The sequence below is a fragment of the Azospirillum melinis genome, assembly GCF_013340935.1.
GTDB classification, from domain to species: domain Bacteria; phylum Pseudomonadota; class Alphaproteobacteria; order Azospirillales; family Azospirillaceae; genus Azospirillum; species Azospirillum melinis.
On record NZ_WHOS01000063.1, the window covers coordinates 1 to 14,933 of the forward strand.

Annotated in this window: 11 protein-coding genes; 2 read left to right on the forward strand and 9 right to left on the reverse strand. The window is 69.6% G+C overall.

The genetic code is table 11. From position 1 onward, the window contains the following. The 4 genes from GBZ48_RS29710 to GBZ48_RS29725 all read right to left on the reverse strand — a co-directional run. On the reverse strand, positions 1–1,042 hold a 1,042-nt coding region (locus tag GBZ48_RS29710), incomplete at its 3' end, for an FAD-binding oxidoreductase (RefSeq protein WP_174474315.1). Between the two features lie 20 nt (positions 1,043–1,062). Continuing rightward, entirely contained in the window at positions 1,063–2,133 is a 1,071-nt protein-coding gene (locus tag GBZ48_RS29715) for a hydroxyacid dehydrogenase (RefSeq protein WP_174474316.1), read from the reverse strand. Positions 2,134–2,180: 47 nt separating this feature from the next. Then, positions 2,181–2,858 (reverse strand): RraA family protein, encoded by a 678-nt coding sequence (locus GBZ48_RS29720; RefSeq protein WP_174474317.1) that lies wholly within the window; start codon positions 2,856–2,858, stop codon positions 2,181–2,183. A gap of 409 nt (positions 2,859–3,267) precedes the next feature. Further along, positions 3,268–5,343, reverse strand: a complete 2,076-nt coding sequence (locus tag GBZ48_RS29725; RefSeq protein WP_174474318.1) for a 3-hydroxyacyl-CoA dehydrogenase NAD-binding domain-containing protein — start codon at positions 5,341–5,343, stop codon at positions 3,268–3,270. A 144-nt stretch (positions 5,344–5,487) separates the two neighbouring features. Between GBZ48_RS29725 and GBZ48_RS29730 the strand changes: the two genes are divergently transcribed. After that, positions 5,488–5,769, forward strand: coding sequence for a hypothetical protein (locus tag GBZ48_RS29730; RefSeq protein ID WP_174474319.1), 282 nt, complete (start codon positions 5,488–5,490; stop codon positions 5,767–5,769). Positions 5,770–5,772: 3 nt separating this feature from the next. On the opposite strand, the gene GBZ48_RS29735 is transcribed toward GBZ48_RS29730, so the two are convergent. Continuing rightward, positions 5,773–9,246: an indolepyruvate ferredoxin oxidoreductase family protein gene (locus GBZ48_RS29735; RefSeq protein WP_209798457.1), complete on the reverse strand. Its 3,474-nt coding sequence runs from the start codon at positions 9,244–9,246 to the stop codon at positions 5,773–5,775. A gap of 130 nt (positions 9,247–9,376) precedes the next feature. Between GBZ48_RS29735 and GBZ48_RS29740 the strand changes: the two genes are divergently transcribed. After that, complete coding sequence (locus GBZ48_RS29740; RefSeq protein ID WP_174474320.1) at positions 9,377–9,727, forward strand: YciI family protein; 351 nt, start codon at positions 9,377–9,379, stop codon at positions 9,725–9,727. A 32-nt stretch (positions 9,728–9,759) separates the two neighbouring features. On the opposite strand, the gene GBZ48_RS29745 is transcribed toward GBZ48_RS29740, so the two are convergent. The 4 genes from GBZ48_RS29745 to GBZ48_RS29760 are packed head-to-tail and all read right to left on the reverse strand — an operon-like array spanning position 9,760 to position 14,872. Continuing rightward, entirely contained in the window at positions 9,760–11,175 is a 1,416-nt protein-coding gene (locus GBZ48_RS29745; protein ID WP_174474321.1) for an FAD-binding oxidoreductase, read from the reverse strand. A 41-nt stretch (positions 11,176–11,216) separates the two neighbouring features. Beyond that, positions 11,217–12,290, reverse strand: a complete 1,074-nt coding sequence (locus GBZ48_RS29750) for a 2Fe-2S iron-sulfur cluster-binding protein (RefSeq protein ID WP_174474322.1) — start codon at positions 12,288–12,290, stop codon at positions 11,217–11,219. Positions 12,291–12,350: 60 nt separating this feature from the next. Further along, positions 12,351–13,532: a CaiB/BaiF CoA transferase family protein gene (locus GBZ48_RS29755; RefSeq protein ID WP_174474323.1), complete on the reverse strand. Its 1,182-nt coding sequence runs from the start codon at positions 13,530–13,532 to the stop codon at positions 12,351–12,353. A 2-nt stretch (positions 13,533–13,534) separates the two neighbouring features. Beyond that, positions 13,535–14,872 (reverse strand): phenylacetate--CoA ligase family protein, encoded by a 1,338-nt coding sequence (locus GBZ48_RS29760; protein ID WP_174474324.1) that lies wholly within the window; start codon positions 14,870–14,872, stop codon positions 13,535–13,537. Positions 14,873–14,933 lie beyond the last annotated feature (61 nt).

Here is a 14,933-nt window from a genome sequence, read left to right on the forward strand (position 1 = left end):
CCGTCCCCTCATCCCCAGCCCCCTCATCGTCGGGAAAGAAGGCGCGGACCTTCTCCCAGACGATGTCGTCCCGGGCGAGCCCGAGCACCTTGGAATCCACCGTCTCGATCGAGGCCGGGCTGAAGCCGATGAGCGTCCGCGCGTCGCGCAGCGCCGCGTCGAAGCTGTCGTAGCGCAGGTTGACCAGCGCGGCGTGGCGCGGGATCGGCAGGACGTTCAGCTTGGCTTCCGCAAGCAGGCCGAGCGTGCCTTCCGATCCGCACAGCACCGAATTCAGGTGGAAACGCCCCTGCCCGTCGCGGATGTGCGCCAGATCATAGCCGGTCAGGCAGCGGTTGAGCGGCGGGAACTGCCGGGCGATGAGGTCGGCCTGTTCGCGCTGGATCCGGTCCACCGCCCGGTGCACGGCGCCGACGCGGTCCGCGCGGCCCTGGGCCTCGGCCAGTTCATCGGGCTCCAGGGCGCGCGAGGTCCAGACGGTGCCGTCGAGCAGCACGGTGGTCAGCTCCAGCACATGGTCCCGGGTCTTGCCGTAGAGGCAGGAGCCCTGGCCGCTGGCGTCGGTGCTGACCATGCCGCCGATGGTCGCCCGGTTCGAGGTGGACAGCTCCGGCGGGAAGAACAGGCCGTAGGGCTCCAGCGCGGCGTTAAGCTGGTCCTTGACCACGCCGGCCTGCACGCGGACCCAGCCTTCGGCGGCGTTGATCTCCAGCACCTCGGTCATGTGCCGCGAGACGTCCACCACCAGCCCGTCGGTGAGCGACTGGCCGTTGGTGCCGGTGCCGCCGCCGCGCGGGGCGATCCGCAGCGCCGCGAAGCGCGGCTCCGCCATGACACGGGCGATGCGGACCAGATCCTCCGTGGTGCGTGGAAAGGCGGCCGCCTGCGGCATCACCTGATAGATCGAGTTGTCGGTCGCGAGCACCGTGCGTCCGGCATGGTCCGGCGTCAGGTCGCCCTCGAAGCCGCGCAGCCGGAGTTCGTTCAGGAACTCCCGGTAGAGCGGCGCCGGTTCGGGGGCGTGCGGCAGGCGGGGCAGCATCGGGCGGGTCCTGCCTGGGCTCAAGCGGCGTGGGTGGCGGCGTGGTCGGCAGCATGGCCGCCGGCGAGCGGGGTCTTCTCGCCGAGCGTGACGATGGCTCCCTTCAGCGCGGGCAGGCGCCCGGCCAGAACCTGGATGATGCCGTCGGCGGCGCCCGTCGCCATGCCCACGGCGCCGCGCGGGGTGTTGGCCGCGATGTGCGGCGTCGCGATCACCTTCGGGTGGTTCCGCAACCGGCTGTCCTGCGGCAGCGGCTCCGTCTCGAAGACGTCGACGCCGGCCCCTGCCAGATGGCCCGAATCCAGCGCCTCGACCAGCGCCGCCTCGTTCACGATGCCGCCGCGGGCGGCGTTGACCAGCAGCGCCCCTTGCGGCAGCCGGGCAAGCTCCGCCGCGCCGATCATGTTGCGGGTCTCGGCGCTCAGCGGGCAGTGCAGCGACAGCACGTCGGCGCGGGCCAGCAGATCGGCCAGAGACCCGACGCGCTCGCCCGGCCCCGGCAAACCGCCTTCCAGCAGGCCGTCACCCGGCAGATGGGGGTCGTAGGCCAGCACCGGCATGCCGAAGGCCTCGGCGTAGCCGGCGACCTTCGAGCCGATGGCGCCGTAACCGACGATGCCGATCGTCCGCCCCTCAGCGTCGCGGGTGAAGCGCGAGGTCTTCTCCCACTTGCCCCCCGCCATGCCCGCGCCGATGGACGGCAGATCCTTCAGCAGGCCCAGCAGCAGCGCCCAGGCGTGCTCTGCCACCGCCCGCGAATTGGCGCCGGCCGCCCGGACGACGGTCACCCCCCGCGCCTTGGCCGCCGCGATGTCGATCCCGTCGATGCCGGCGCCGTGACGGGCGACGACGCGCAAGCCCGGTGCCGCCGCGTCGAGCACGGCGCCGTTGATGTGGCCCTGGCGGTGCAGGAGCGCCACCGGACGGAGTTCCCGCACCGCGTCGAGAAGCTCAGCCTCGCTCGGGTAGGCGGTGGTGGTGACCACGGCGTAGCCGGCGCGTTCCAGCAGGGCGGTGGCTTCGGGGGCGAGGGCCGCGGCGCTGACCACGACGGTGGGCCGGCCGTCGCGGCCGTGCGGGAAGGCGGTCATGTCGGAAGTCCTTGATCGGGAAAAGAAGAAGCGGGCTGGAGGGGAGCTCAGTCCACCCCTTCGCAGTTCAGCCGGCGCAGGGTCTCGTCCACCCAGGCCGCGCTGTGGGTGCCGGCCTGGATGTTGGCGATCTGGCGCTGCTCCGCCTCATACTTCGCCGTCGCCCCCGCGTAGACCGCATCCAGGTCGTCGTAGGGCACGCAGAGCACGCCGTCGTCGTCGCCGAGGATCAGGTCGCCGGGCGCGACGACCATGCCGTCGATGGCGACCGGGACATTCACCTCGCCCGGACCGTTCTTGTAGGGGCCGCGATGGGTCACGCCGGCGGCAAACACCGGCATCGCCTGGGCGCGGATGAAGGCCGCGTCACGGATCGCGCCGTTGATGACCACGCCGGCCACGCCGCGCCGGGCCATCTGCATCAGCATCATTTCGCCCATCAGCGCGTTGGTCAGGTCGCCTGCGGCGTCCACGACGATGACGTCGCCCGGCTGAGCCATGGCGATCGCCTTGTGCATCATGAGGTTGTCGCCGGCGGGGACCTTCACGGTCAGCGCCGGGCCGGCCAGCCCGCCGCCGCCGTGCATCGGGCGCAGCCGCGCTCCGCCGGCCACCATGCGCCCCATACTGTCGCTGACGTTGGCGACGGGCAGACGAGCAAACCGCTCGACCACTTCGCGGCCGACCGCGCGCCGACGCTGCAGAACACGGAACCCAGACGGCATCTTGCTTCCCTTCCCCGAAGGTGGACGCGCTCCGGGCCGACGCGGCCCGGTATGCGGACGACTCACGTTTCGAAAATTTTGCAATGACGTTCTATTATCAGGGAGCGCTTGACGCTTCAAGGCGAATCGTCCGCCTTATGAATTTTTGCAATAGCGTTCCATTTTATTGGCGGATGGTTTCCGAGCGGATGAAGCGTTCCGCAGCCTGGGCGCAGCCGCTTCAAGGGTGCTGTCGGGTTGGCGGACGCGCCCTGTCCGTGGCAGGGCAGCACCACCCGTGGCGTGCCATCGACCGGAATGGTGTGGTCCCCGATATCTTGGTCCAAAGCCGCCGCAACACGAAGGCAGCCAAGCACGTCTTTCGCAAGCGTGCTTCAACCAGATCGGCCTCTGGGAAATCCGGGGCGGTTCAGGCTGACGGAACCGGTCGGCCAGGGGTATGGCCGAGAAGCGGGGTGGGATCGGCACGGGTGAAGCCGGGGCCGCTGAGACCGGCCAACCAATCGAGGTCACGCTCCAGCGCCAACTGGCCGCTCTCGCGGGCAAGGAAAACGGGACCACCCTCCCAACGGGGAAAGCCGTAGCCGTTGACGAGCACCAGATCGACGTCCGCGGCCCGCAAGGCGATGCCCTCGGCCAGCAGAAGGGCGGCCTCGTTCGTGATCGCGAGGAGGGCGCGGCGCCGGATCTCATCGTCGTCCATGCTCCGGGGCGAGATGCCCGTCTCGGCGCGGGCGCGGTCGATCAGGTCGCGAACGACTGGGTCGGGCTGCCGGCCCTTGCCGCCGTCGGCATAGCGGTAATAGCCGGCCCCGGTCTTGCGTCCCAACCGACCGACCTCGCACAGCCGGTCGGGAATGGTGACGTAGCGGGCCTGCGGATCGCGGGTCGCCGCCCGCGCCTGCCGCATGCGCCAGGCGATGTCGAGGCCGGACAGGTCCGCCACCGCGAAGGGACCCATGGCAAAGCCGAAGGACTCCAGCACCGCATCGACCTGCTCGGGATAGGCGCCCTCCTCGATCATGAATTCGCACTGGCGACGGTAGGCCGCATAGATGCGGTTGCCGATGAAGCCGAAGGCGTTGCCGGTCAGGATCGGCAGCTTGCCCAGCCGCTTAGAGACGGCGAGGCCGGTCGCCAGCGCGTCCGCCGCACTCGCCGCCGCGCGCACCACCTCCACCAGACGCATGGCGTTGGCGGGGCTGAAGAAATGCAGGCCGATGACGTCCTGAGGTCGCATTGTCGCCGCCGCGATGGCGTCGACATCGAGATAGGACGTGTTCGTCGCCAGCACGGCACCCGGACGCGCCACGGCATCAAGGCGCCGGAACACCTCCTGCTTGACCGCCAGATCCTCGAACACCGCTTCAATGACCAGATCGACGTCGGCGAGCATCGCCCAGTCGGTGCCGGCGGTCAGGCGGAAGCGCCGGCCGGCCGCATCGGCCTCGCCGAGCCTCCCGGTCGCGACACGGCTGGCGTAGTGATCCGCGATGCGCCGGGCGCCACGCTCCAGCGCCGCGTCGTCGGCCTCCACCAGCACCACCTGGAAACCTCCGTCCAGCGCGGCGATGGCGATGCCCGTGCCCATGGTGCCGGCGCCGATGACACCGATGCGTTCGATTGTCCGCCGCATGGCTCCGGCCAAGTCGGGGTGCCGCGCCGACTCCCGTTCGGCGAAGAAGAGATGGCGCAACGCCCTGGCATCGCGCGACAGCCGCAGGTCCTGAAAGGCCGCGCGCTCGCGGACCAGCCCCTCGTCGATGGGCAGACGAGCGGCCGTGCCCACAGCCTCCACAGCGGCACGGACCGCCGGACGGTTGCGGCCGGCCTTCAACGCATCGCGCGAGGCGGCGGCGATCTCCCCGTCATCCGCGACCGGAACGCCGCAGTCGCGCAGGCGGGTCTTTCCGTGGCCGAGCCGGCGGGCGAAAGCGACCGCCGCCGGGCGCAGGTCGCCGTCCACCACCGCGTCCACCATGTCGAGCGCCAGGGCCTTCGCCGCCGGCACCCGCTCGCCCGACGCGATCATCCGGATGGCGGCGGGGATGCCGACGATCCGCGGCAGGCGCTGGGTGCCGCCGGCTCCCGGGATGATGCCGAGCGTCACCTCCGGCAGTCCGACCACCGTGCCGGCCAGGGCGATGCGGCCGTCGCAGCCGAGCGCCAGCTCGAAGCCGCCGCCGAGCGCCGCACCGTGCAGCGCCGCGACCACCGGCTTGCCGCAGGTTTCGATGGCCGCGATCACCGCCGGCAATTGTGGTTCCTGCAGGGGACGGTCGAACTCCCGCAGGTCGGAGCCGGCGATGAATGTCTTGCCCGCTCCGATCAGGACCGCCCCCCGGATGGACGCGTCGCCCCCGATCGTCTCGATGGCGGCCAGCAGGCCGCGCCGCACCTCGGCCGAGCCGGCATTGATGGGAGGATTGTCGATGACGATGACGGCGATGTCGCCGTCCCGTTCGATACGGATCGCTTCGGCCATGGTCAGCGTCTCATGAAAGGTGGAGGCCGTACGCATCGCCGTCCAGCCAATCGAAAAAGGGGGACTGCGATTGATCTGAATCAGTGCCGCGGGTCCCCGGATTGATAAATAATCCGTCCATTCGGTCTTTAATGAGAGCTCGCCATGATCACTGTCGACACCGGATTTGCCGGGCCTGACATCCCACCCGCCCAATCGCTGATGACCGTGCTTGGCATCGACACGCGGCGGCTGGGCCCGGACTATTGGGGCGCCATCCAGGATGCCGGGCGCCTCTGTCCGGTCTGCGCCGACCGCGGCCGATGCCGTGCTGCCCTGGCGGACGGCACGGCGGCCTTGGGCTATACAAGCTTCTGCCCGAACGCCGACCTGCTGGGAGAGCTGGAGGCCGCTGCCGCGGGCGGTCTCGTCACCGACTGGGCCTGACGATCATTCGGCCGCCTGGGGAAGGGCGGGCGGCTGCCGCCATGCGGCGAGCAGCTCGGCCTTCCGCGCCTCGGCTGCGGCGACTGCCGCTTCCTTGACGTGCCCATAGCCGCGGATGCTTTCCGGCAGCTTTGCGAGGCTGACCGCAAGCCCATGCCTGTCCACCGTCAGATCGGGCAGCAGGCCGGACACCATCGTCCGGTACTCCTCGATCAGCCGGCGCTCCATTTGCCGCTCCGCTGTGCGGCCGAACGGATCGAGCGCGGTGCCGCGCAGCCGCTTGAACTTCGCCAACACCCTGAACCCCACCAGCATCCAGGGACCGAAGGCCCTCTTGTGCAGATGCCCGGTCGTCGGATCGCGCTCCGCCAGCACCGGCGGGGCGAGGTGGAAGCGCAGGCGGGTCTCACCGTCGAACTGCCCCCGCACCCGGTCGAGGAACCCGGTGTCGGTATGGAGCCGTGCCACCTCGTACTCGTCCTTGTAGGCCATCAGCTTGAACAGATTGCGGGCCACCGCCTCGGTCAGGGTGCTGTGGCCGGGAACCCGCCCCTGCTCGGCCGCCTCGACCTGCCGGACGAAGGCGCGGTAGCGCTCCGCATAGGCCGCGTCCTGATAGTCGGCCAGGAAGGTGGCGCGGCGGTTCACCATCTCCTCCAGGGTTTCCGACAGGCGGTGGCTGTCCGGCACGGCCGCCGTGGCCACACTGGCGCGAAGAGCTTCCACCGCCCTGCGGTCGAGGGCGGCGCGGCGGCCCCAGGTGAAGGTGTCGCGATTGGTCTTCACCGCCACCCCGTTCAGTTCGATCGCCTGAAGGATCGCCGTCGCCGACACCGGGATCAGGCCCTTCTGGTAGGCGTAGCCGAGCAGGAACAGGTTGGTCGCAATCGAATCGCCCATCAGGCCGGTTGCGAGCGCCGTCGCGTCGAACGCCTCGACCCGGTCGGCCCCCAGCGCTTCCACCAGCGCCCTCATCATGCCGTCGGTCGGAAAGCGTGCGTCGGCATCGCGGGTGAAATCGCCGGTGATGGTCTCGTGCGTGTTGAGGATCGCTTTGCCCCGCTCCGGCGCCACCTTGGACATTGTGCCGTCGTGCAGCGCCACCACCAGATCGCAGCCGAGCAGCAGGTCGGCCTCGCCGGTCGGCACCCGCACCGCCTGGATCGCGTCAGACGTTCCGGCGATGCGGACGTGGGTCACCACCGCTCCGCCCTTCTGTGCCATGCCCATCTGGTCCAGGATGGCGCAGGCCTTGCCCTCCAGATGCGCCGCCATGCCGAGCAGCGCGCCGATGGTCACCACCCCGGTGCCGCCGACGCCGGTGATGAAGATGTTCCACGGCCGGTCAAGCGACGGCAGCATCGGTTCGGGCAGTGCCTCGCTGCCCGGATCGCTCTTCTTCGGACGCTTCAGGCTGCCGCCCTCGACCGTTACGAAGCTGGGGCAGAATCCCTTGAGACAGGACAGATCCTTGTTGCAGCTGGACTGGTCGATGGTCCGCTTGCGCCCAAACTCGGTCTCCTGCGGCACCACCGACAGGCAGTTCGAGGTTTTGGAACAGTCGCCGCAGCCCTCGCAGACCAGATCGTTGATGAAGACCCGCCGCGCCGGGTCCGCCATGGTGCCGCGCTTGCGCCGCCGCCGCTTCTCCGCGGCACAGGTCTGGTCGTAGATCAGCGCGGTGACACCGGGACGCTCGCGCAGCCGGCGCTGCACCTCGTCCAGCCGATCACGATGCTCCACCGGCACGCCGCGGGGAAGCATCGCGCCGGTGCCGTACTTCTCCGGCTCCTCCGACAGCACGACGATCTCGCCGACCCCCTCGGCGCGGAGCTGGGCCGCCAATTGCGGCACGGTCAGCGGCCCGTCCACCGGCTGGCCGCCGGTCATGGCGACCGCGTCGTTGAACAGCAGCTTGAAGGTGACGTTGACCCCCGCCGCGACGCAGGCGCGCACCCCCAGCGAGCCGGAGTGGAAATAGGTCCCCTCCCCCAGATTGACGAAGGCGTGTCCGGTCTTGCTGAAGGGCGCCTGCCCGATCCAGGCGGCACCCTCCCCGCCCATCTGCGGGAAGGTCGCGGTGTTTCGGTCCATGCCGACCGCCATGAAGTGGCAGCCCACCCCGGCGATCGCCCGGCTGCCGTCCGGAACCTTGGTCGAGCTGTTGTGCGGGCAGCCGGAACAGAAATAGGGGGGGCGGGCGACCACCGGCCGGGCCTTGGCAAGCAGCTTATCCTGCTGGTCCAGCAGGGCCAGACGGCGGCGGGCGGTCTCGCCGAGACCGGCGGTTCCCAGCTTCGAAGCCAGCACCCGTGCAATACGGTCGGGAGACAGCTCCCCGACCTGCGGAAACTGCCACGACCCGTCCTCCGCCCGCTTGCCGGTGATCTTCGGCGCGCCGGGCCGGCCGTAGAGCAGCTCCTTCAGCTGGCTTTCGATGATCCCGCGCTTCTCCTCCACCACCAGGATCTCGTCCAGCCCCTCGGCGAAACGTCGGATTCCCTGCGGTTCCAGCGGCCAGGGCATGCCGACCTTGTAGATGCGCAAGCCCGCAGCACCCGCATCCTCCGGCGGGATGCCGAGGTCGGACAGCGCTTGCCGCAGATCGTGCCAGGACTTGCCGCCGGTGACGATGCCGAGCCGCGGGGCCGGGCCGTCGGCAACGATCCGGTCGATGCCGTTGGCCCGCGCGAATGCCTGTGCCGCCTCCATCTTGTAGCGCACCAGCCGCGGTTCCTGGTCGGGCCAGGGATCGGGCCAGCGGATGTGCACCGCCCGCTCGGGCAGGATGAAATCGTCGGGCTGCCGGATGACCAGCCCGTGCAGGTCGGCATCCAGCGAGGTGGAGCAGTCCAGCATCTCCGCCATCGTCTTCAGCCCGACCCAGCAGCCGGAATAGCGTGACATCGCCCAGCCCAGCAGGCCATAGCTCAGCACCTCGCCGACATCGGCGGGGCTGAGGACCGGCATCATCAGGTCGGCGAAGGTCGGTTCCGAGTTGTAGGGGTGCGTGGAGGATTTCTGGGCATGGTCGTCGCCCACCACCGCCAGAACGCCGCCCTTGGGGGCGGTACCTGCGCCATGGGCATGGCGCATCACGTCGCCGCAGCGATCAAGCCCGGCCCCCTTGCCGTACCACATGGCAAAGACGCCGTCATAGGCGGCGTCACCGGTGAGCGCGATCTGCTGGGTGCCCCAAACGGCGGTGGCCGCCAGATCCTCATTGATCCCCGGCCAGAAGCGGATGTCGTGCTGCTCCAGCTGCTTGCGGGCGCTCCACAGCTCGCGGTCGAAGCTGCCGAGCGGCGAGCCGCGGTAGCCGGATACGAAGCCGCCGGTAGCCAGACCCTCGGCCCTGTCGCGCAGCTTCTGGGCGATCAGCAGGCGCACCAGGGCCTGGGTGCCGTTGATGTAGACCCGACCCTTTTCCAGCCGATAGCGGTCATCCAGAGCGACCTTCGCCAACGCCAACTCCATCGTCCCTTCCTCTCCCATATGCAGGGGTGCGGACAGTCCCGCACAAATAATTGACCGTCCAGTCGGACTATGTCAAGTTGGACGCCTTACCCTCTTGAAAATGTGGATTTGCTCCCGGAAAGGCGTCCGAATGCTGTTCTGCGTCACCTGCATCGACAAGCCGGATTCGGCTGCGCTGCGCGCCGCCACCCGCGCGGTTCATCTCGAATACATGATCGCCGCCGCCGGGCTGCTGCGGTACGGCGGCCCTCTGATCGACGAGCCAGGCGGCGGCAGCGCCGGAAGCCTGTTCGTCATCGATCTGCCCGGCCGCGCCGAGCTCGACGCCTTTCTGGCGGACGAGCCCTACAACCGCGGCGGCCTCTTCCAGTCGGTCACGGTGCGGGTCATCCGACAGATGGTGCCCGAAACCGAACCCGGCTTCCTGTTGCAGGAACTGGCGCGGGAGCGGGCGGCGGAAGCCGTGTCGGTGCGGGCCTAGGCCCGCACTTCTCCGCTCCGAGTGCCGAACGGTCAGGGGGTTGGACCGAACAGCTTGCCGGGGTTCATCAACCCCTTTGGATCGAGTGCCTGCTTCACGGCCGCCATGACCTCCACCGCGCCACCATGCTCCTCGCGCAGTTCGTCGATCTTGCCATAGCCGATGCCGTGCTCGCCGGTGCAGGTGCCGCCCATGGCGATGGCCCGGCTGATCATCCGCCCGTTCACCGCACGCACCCGCCGCATCTCGTCGGTGTCGTCGGGATCGAGCACGAAGCACAGGTGGAAGTTGCCATCGCCGACATGGCCCAGCACCGGGGCGATCAGCCGGTTTTCCGCGATGTCGCGGCTGGTCTCCTCGATGCATTCGGCAAGACGGGAGATCGGGACGCAGACGTCGGTCGGCCAACCCTTGGCGCCGGGCCGCAGCGCCAGCGCCGCCCACCAGGCATCGTGACGCGCCTGCCACAGCCGGCTGCGCTCTTCCGGTTTCGACGCCCAGCGGAAGTCTGTTCCTCCCGCCTCCGCGGCGATGGCGCGGACCTGCGCCACCTGTTCGGCCACGCCGGCTTCGGTGCCATGGAATTCGAAGAACAGGGTCGGCTGCTCCGTATGGTCGAGTTTCGAATAAAGATTGGTCGCCCGCATCTGGACGGCGTCGAGCAACTCCATCCGGGCCACCGGGATTTGCGACTGGATCACGGCGATGGCGGTGTCGACCGCGCCGGACAGGGTCGGGAACGGGCAGACAGCGGCGGAGATGGTCTCCGGAATGCCGTAGAGGCGCAGCGTCACCTCGGTGACGATGCCCAACGTCCCTTCCGATCCGACGAAGAGGCGGGTCAGGTCGTACCCGGCCGCCGACTTGCGCGCACGTCCGCCGGTCCGGATGATCCGCCCGTCGGCCAGCACCACGGTGAGGCCCAGCACGTTTTCGCGCATGGTGCCGTAGCGCACCGCGTTGGTCCCGCTGGCCCGCGTCGAGGCCATGCCGCCCAGCGAGGCATCGGCTCCCGGATCGATGGGAAAGAACAGGCCGGTGTCGCGCAGATGCTCGTTCAACTGCTTGCGGGTCACCCCGGCCTGGACCGTCACGTCGAGATCCTCCGGGCTGACCCGGAGAATGCCGCACAGTCCCGACAGATCGATGCAGACGCCGCCCTGCAGGGCCGCGATATGCCCCTCGCACGAGGTGCCGGTGCCGAACGGAATCATCGGAACCTGATAGCCGGCGCACAGGGCCGCCACGCCGGCAACCTCTTCCGTTGTATGGGGGAAGACCACCGCGTCCGGCGGGAACGGCTTGTGGAACGAGACGTCGGTCCCGTGATGCATCCGAACCGCCATCGCCGTCGAGACCCGTCCCGGCAGAAGACGGTGCAAATCCTCGATACAGCTTTCGAACATGATGCTCTGCTGAGCGCTCCGGCGGGGCTCGGCGTGGGTCATGGCAATCTCCGTCGGGTGGAGGAACTCCGGATGAAGCGGAGTCAATCGGCAGCGCGCAGGTGGGCGGCCCGGTTGTCATAGGATTCGGCGGTCACACGGTCGGCGGGAACGCCGAGTGCGGCAAGCGCACCCCGGCACGCCTCGACGAAGCCCGGGGGGCCGGCGACCAGGACACGGCGGCCGGACAGCTCCGCTGCGCGCTCGCGCAGGAGGTCGGGCACACGGGCGGCGCGGCAGTACGCGGCCGGCGGATCACCCTCCTGTCGGGTCAGCGCAGCCCAGTAGCGGAAATTGGCATGGGCGCGCGCCAGCCGCTCCAGCTCGCCCACGCCGAACAGGTCGGCGGCAGTGCGCACCGACAGGCCGAGTTCGAGCGGAGCGGCGAAGCCGTTGGCGAGCAGGTCGCCGGCGACCGACAACAGCGGCGCCAAGCCGGAGCCGCCGGCCAGCAGCAGCAGCCCGTCGGTCCCGGCCACCGCGGGGTCGCAGCCGAAGGTGCCGTAGGGGCCGCGCAGGGTCAATTCGGCCCCGACGCGGGCATTTTCATGCAGCCAGGGGCTGGTGCGTCCACCCGGCTGAAGGGTCACCTGCACGGTGAGCAGGCCGAGCGGCGGGGCTCCGTCCGCACCGGGAACCGTTGCAATCGAATAGGGACGCCCGCCGTCGCCGGCCTCCTCCCCCAGCTCCACATGCATGCCGGCATGGAAGCGGAAGCCGCAGCCCGGATCGAGCGCCAGGGTGATCTCCCGTATCTGCGGGGTCAGCGGGACCGAGGACACGACCAGGGCGCGGGTGGCCATGGGTGCGATGGGTTGGGCGTCGGCACCGGGAACCGGGTTGTGCATCGAAACCGTCACCGCGTCGCCCAGAGGCTTGGAGACGCAGACCAGGCATCGCCCTTCCTCCTTCTCCTCGTCGGTGATGGCGAAGCTCATGACCCAGCCATGCTCGACCGCACCCTGCACGACGTCGGCCTTGCACTGGCCGCAGGCGCCGCCCCGGCAGTTGTGGGGCAGCATGACGCCCTGGCGCAGGGCGGCGTCGAGGATGGTTTCCCCCCGGCCGCAGGAAAAGCTGGCGCCCGTGTTGGCGATGGTGACCCGGCACTCGTCCATTCTGTTCCTCGTTCGGCGATTGCCTATGCCCCGCTCCCGCACCGGGAGAGCTGGCGATGTTCAGTTGCCCGGCGCCACGCCCGAGAGCCGCAGAGCGTCGATCTCCGCCTCGCCGTACCCGAATTCCCGCAGCACCGCCGCGGTGTCGGCGGCGAAGGCGCCGGGGGCCAGCCGATAGCTGGCCGGGGTGCGCGACAGGGTCGCCGGACTGGCGATGCCGCGGTACTCACCGATGGCGACCGTCAGCCCGCGTTCGGCCGCTTGCGGCTGGGCAACCGCCTCGTCCACGCCGAGAAGGGCGCCGCAGGGAACGCCCTGCTCCAGCAATTCCACCGCGAACGCCTCGCCGTCGCGGCCGGCCAGCGCCGCCTCCAGTTCCGCCCGCAGGGCGTCGCGGTTGACCACCCGGTCGCGGTTGGTGGCGAAGCGTGGGTCAGAGGAAAGCTCCGGCCGTCCGATCGCGGCACAGAAGCGCGCGAACTGACCGTCATTGCCGACGGCGAGGAAGATCGGCCGGGTCCGGGTGGGAAACAGGTCATAGGGGCTGATGTTGGGATGTGCGCTGCCGGTCCGCTTCGGCGGCTTGCCGGAGAGGAACCAGTTGGCGGTGTGCGGGTGGGCCAGCGCCAGCGCGCTGTCGAGCAGGGTCGCCTCGACGAACTGCCCGCGGCCGGAACGGTGGCGCTCCTGCACCGCCAGCAGGATGGCGATCACCGCGTTCATCCCGGTCGCCAGATCGACCACCGGAATGCCGATGCGCACCGGCGCCCCATCGGCCTCGCCGTTGACGCTCATCAGCCCCGACATCGCCTGCACCGCCGCGTCGTAGCCGGCCAGCCCGCCGAGCGGCCCGTCCGCCCCGAAGCCGGACACCCGGCAATGGATCAGCCGTGGGAAGCGCTCCGCCAGCACCTCATCATAGCCGATCCCCCATTTCTCCAGCGTGCCGACCTTGAAGTTCTCCACCAGCACGTCGGCGGACTCCAGCAGGCGCATCAGCACCTCCCGCCCCTCCGGACGCGCGAGATCGAGCGCGATGCACCGCTTGTTGCGGTTGGCGCCCAGGAAATAGGAGGCCGTACCGTCGCGGAATGGCGGCCCCCAGCCGCGCGTCTCGTCGCCCTGCGGCGGCTCGACCTTGATCACCTCGGCGCCATGGTCGCCCAGCATCTGGGTGCAGTAGGGGCCGCCCAGCACCCGCGACAGATCGACCACCCGCAGACCGTCCAATGCGCCGGCCATGGTCAGGCCACCGGCGCCGGGTTGCGGACATGGACGCGCACCGCCTTCGCCTCGTAGCGCGGCAGGCTGCCCTCCTCCTGGCATTCCACCTTGCAGCGAATGCCGAGCCGGGCATGGATGCCGGACACCACCCGATCCGCGATCAGGTCGGCGGCCAACTCGCAGCCCGCCTGCCGCTCCACCGCGACGGTCAGCCCGTCGAGGTCGCCCTCCTTGCGGTCGACGTAGATGTGCCAGGCCTCCTTCACCGTGCCGGGGGTGGCGGCGACGATGTCCTCCACCTGCGAGGGGAAGACCATCACGCCGCGGACCTTCAGCATGTCGTCGGAGCGCCCGATGATGCGGCCGATCAGAGGCAGCCCATGCCGGCCGCAGGGGCAATCATGCGGGTGGTCGGACAGGCGGACGAGGTCGCGGGTGCGCCAGCGCACCACCGGCGAAGCCTGCTTGTCGAGCGTGGTCACCACGATCTCCCCAACCTCGCCCGGCCCGACCGGCTTCATTGTCAGCGGATCGACGATCTCGGTCAGGATGCTGTCCTCGTTGATCAGATGCATCTCGTCGCTGCCGTGCGAATGCGGACAGGAGATGGCGACCACCGGACCGCCGGCCTCGGTCGTCCCGTAGATGTTGTGGGCGACGAAGCCTTCCGGCATTGCCGCCTCGATCTCGTCGCGGAACTGGCGGGAAACCGACTGGCCTCCGAACACGCCGATCCTGAGCTTCCAGTCACGCTTGGGGTCGATGCCCTTCTCCTGCGCCAGCCGGGTGAGCGTCATCAGCCACAGGGGCGACATGGTGCAGGCGACATAGCCATGGTCGCGCAGCCACTCCACCACCAGTTCGCCACGCCCCGGCCCGATGCCGAAATTGGTGGCGCCATAGGCCATCAGCGCGGAGTCCATTGCGACGCCGCCGATCCACATGCCGTAGCCGTAGCCCTGATAGACCGGGTCGCCCGGCCGGATGCCGACGGTGCGGAAGATGCGGCCGAGCTGGCGCGGCACCAGCTCCATCATGTCCTGCGCGGTGTAGCCGAACAGCACCGGCAGCCCGGTGGTGCCCGACGTGGCGCAGAAGCGCGCGACTTCGGGCAGCGGAACCGTCAGGAAGGGATAGGGATACTGCGCGCGAAGGTCCGCCTTCTCCAGGGTCGGCGCATGCTGGAGGTTGGCCGGGTCGGCCAGATCCTCCGGCGCCATGCCAGCCCTGGCGAAATGGGCGCGCCATGCCGGGTCGGCGCCCAGCCGCCGGCCGAGTGCCGCCAGCTTGCGGCGCTGCACCGCCAGCACCCCGTCGCGGTCCAGGAAATCGGACGCATGCCTTTCGCTCTCATCCATCGTTCCCTCTCCTGTCTCTGGTCTTCGGCTTTTGCCGGCTTCTTCATTCGGTTGGGCGTCA